4 protein-coding genes and 1 pseudogene are annotated in these 2487 nt (G+C 32.3%); all 5 read right to left on the bottom strand.

Annotated features, from left to right (window positions below; genetic code table 11):
- Positions 1–449: 449 nt before the first annotated feature.
- On the bottom strand, positions 450–791 hold the full coding sequence (locus BHE89_RS14620; RefSeq protein WP_128860585.1) for a hypothetical protein: 342 nt from the start codon (positions 789–791) through the stop codon (positions 450–452).
- A gap of 29 nt (positions 792–820) precedes the next feature.
- A complete protein-coding gene (locus BHE89_RS14625; RefSeq protein WP_128860586.1) occupies positions 821–1189 on the bottom strand; it encodes a hypothetical protein in 369 nt (122 codons plus the stop codon).
- A 180-nt stretch (positions 1190–1369) separates the two neighbouring features.
- Entirely contained in the window at positions 1370–1762 is a 393-nt protein-coding gene (locus BHE89_RS14630) for a lipase family protein (protein ID WP_128860587.1), read from the bottom strand.
- Positions 1740–2279 carry a lipase family protein gene (locus BHE89_RS14635; RefSeq protein ID WP_286146172.1) on the bottom strand — a complete coding sequence of 180 codons (540 nt, stop codon included), beginning with the start codon at positions 2277–2279 and terminating at the stop codon, positions 1740–1742. The genes BHE89_RS14630 and BHE89_RS14635 overlap by 23 nt, the downstream gene beginning before the upstream one ends.
- Before the next feature lie 5 nt (positions 2280–2284).
- Positions 2285–2487 (bottom strand): annotated as a pseudogene (locus tag BHE89_RS24355) (hypothetical protein); the annotation flags it as partial.

The raw sequence follows: 2487 nt of genomic DNA on the forward strand, positions 1-2487 counted from the left end.
CTATTTCTTCTCTTGCCTTATATTTGACATAAATAGGTTCAAATAATATCTAGAGCTGTAATTGAAGTTATATTTAGTTAAGACTTTTTAATTTATTATAATTTGGAGACCATGAAGGTTTTTTTTTCTATGGTACCATCTGAATAATAAATAATAACATCAGTTCCTCGCTCTTTAGGTATGTCAATCTTCGTGATATTATCCTTATGATAAAGAGGAGTAAATAATATATTTTTTTCATTATTGACTAATATATATTGAGATCTATTCCAATGCTGAAACAAAATTATATTTTTTTTCATTTGCTATTTTATTATTAATAAATACAGGATAGTAATTTAGTCCTATTTCTTCATTTTTTTATTAAATTTCTTATAATTTCTCCTTCGTTATATTTATGGTTATTAAAGATTAAAATAAGTTTATGTGATGGTATTGCTTCAAAATCATTATAAGTATTCAGTATTTTTTTTATAACGAATTGACATCCAAACTTCACTCAATTGCCATTGGCATGAGCCTCCTCCATTAAGGGCGATTTTAGTCTGATAGATATCACTGCTACCTTGTTGTTTAAGTGCTACGGAGTTAGGATTAAAACCCGAAATATAATACTTTTCTCCAGCCGAATTATATCGAGCACGTTGGCAAATTTCGGAACGATAAAGCACATTTAAAGGTAATGCCTCAATGCCTTCTGGAAGTTTGATCCCGACGGTAACCCACTCCGTATCAGCAGGTGGAGATAGTATTTTATTTTTATCACTACGAGGTGCACAGCCTTGGATCATAATGAGGATAGAAAGTAAGAGAAAAAAACTTATAAACGCTCCAATTCTTCTCTTGTCTTACTTCTAAAACGGATGAGGGCATTTTCGCCTCCTGAAATTGATTTTGTGATATTAAGGGTACTTGAAACTATTTTTTGCATATTTAAAAATGCTTTGTCTCTTTCTAATTCTTCAGGAGAGATCCCAGCATTATCGTGTCTGTGGCTGTTTTGCTCCATTTGCTCTATAAACTTTAGTCGTTTAATTTTACGTTGTAATTGAATTTCAGGCCAAGAAGCCTCTAATAATTCATTATTTAAATAGGGAACATACATTTTTGACATAGAATGATTTTTGGGGTTTGTAAAACTATCTAATAATGGATTGGTATTTGGTGGAAAAAAAACGTTGAATATCATTAATATCATGTTCCTTCATAAAAACTTCTTGATTTAAATGTGCTTGTTGGTTTTCTAATTTTTGCTATCGAAGGAACAAGAAAAAGCTTAACTTTAATAGGAAGTGGATATGTTAAAGTTCGGCAACTAGATGGATTGTTATCAATAGTACATTCTTGCCATTCAACGATTTGTGTTATTTTAAAAAAAGCAAACTAATTCACCATGATGCCAAAAAGGATCTCCAGATATGGCACCTACTTTATCTAATGGAAGTTGAACTAAACCCGCCCAGATAAAACCAAAAGTATTACCCAAGTAACCAAATTTACCATATAACCAGTTATCTAAATCAGCATCAGGGGGAACACTCGTGATAGTATCTGAATCATTAATATGTCGGTAATGAACAAAGCCAGTCATTGTTTGAATAGCTTTAGCTGAAAAAATACGAGGCATACCATAGGTATATAATAGAGGTCTATAATCGGTCATTTCAGCAGCGTAAGCTAGACCAAGTGCACCGCCTAAACTATGTCCACAAATGAAAAGCTTTTTATCACTCAATTTATTATTTATATTTTTTAAATTCATCTTTAAAACTTATTTTTGATATATTATAGGCTTCTAAAAACCCCCCATGCATTTTCCCCTCAGAGGCAATCTCTTTTGGGCAAATACTCGGAGCATAACTAATATCAGTAAGCCAATCGGGAATCTCCCATGTCCCTCGCCAAGAAACAATAATATGTTCTTTATTTTCAACATAAAAAAGTTGCGTATTACCAATTGGAGTTTCTATGTTTGCGGTATCCATAAAAACAGGAGGATAGTAACGCTCACTAAATGGAACATCATTAACTACGGTGTAAGGCATAATCGTGGATTTTGTGAGTTGTGGAATAGTCGATAAATCTTGAAAATCACGATTAAAAAATTTAAGTAAATCAGGTCGTTCAAGATAGGCTAAATCAGACATTACAGCGAGATTATAAGCATTAACTAGGGAATATTCGGGTATATGATGAAGAATGAGTGACCATGCGCGGAAAGGGCAAATTTCAATAACATGGCGTTTATTTAACTGTTGGTCGGATATTTTTATACCCATCAAATTTATTTCCATTTGGGAAATGGTAAAAAGGTAATTCTTTTTTCATTCCAATTTTCAATCACAGGCGCTTGGTTACAGAGTTCTCCAATTTTTGCATAGTGATAAATATGGCTCTTATCTGTATAAAATTTGACTGTTGAACTTTCATCGTATCGGTTTAATCTAAGTTGTCGTTTTTCCATTTCATCAGCAAATTTCTTGAGCC

It is taken from the genome of Shigella sp. FC1967 (genome assembly GCF_001743005.1).
Lineage (GTDB): Bacteria > Pseudomonadota > Gammaproteobacteria > Enterobacterales > Enterobacteriaceae > Proteus.

Bases quoted from the DNA above. Each gene is read 5' to 3' on its own strand.
- BHE89_RS14620 (WP_128860585.1), bottom strand. From the start codon at position 791: ATGATCCAAGGCTGTGCACCTCGTAGTGATAAAAATAAAATACTATCT.
- BHE89_RS14625 (WP_128860586.1), bottom strand. From the start codon at position 1,189: ATGATATTCAACGTTTTTTTTCCACCAAATACCAATCCATTATTAGAT.
- BHE89_RS14630 (WP_128860587.1), bottom strand. From the start codon at position 1,762: ATGAATTTAAAAAATATAAATAATAAATTGAGTGATAAAAAGCTTTTC.
- BHE89_RS14635 (WP_286146172.1), bottom strand. From the start codon at position 2,279: ATGGGTATAAAAATATCCGACCAACAGTTAAATAAACGCCATGTTATT.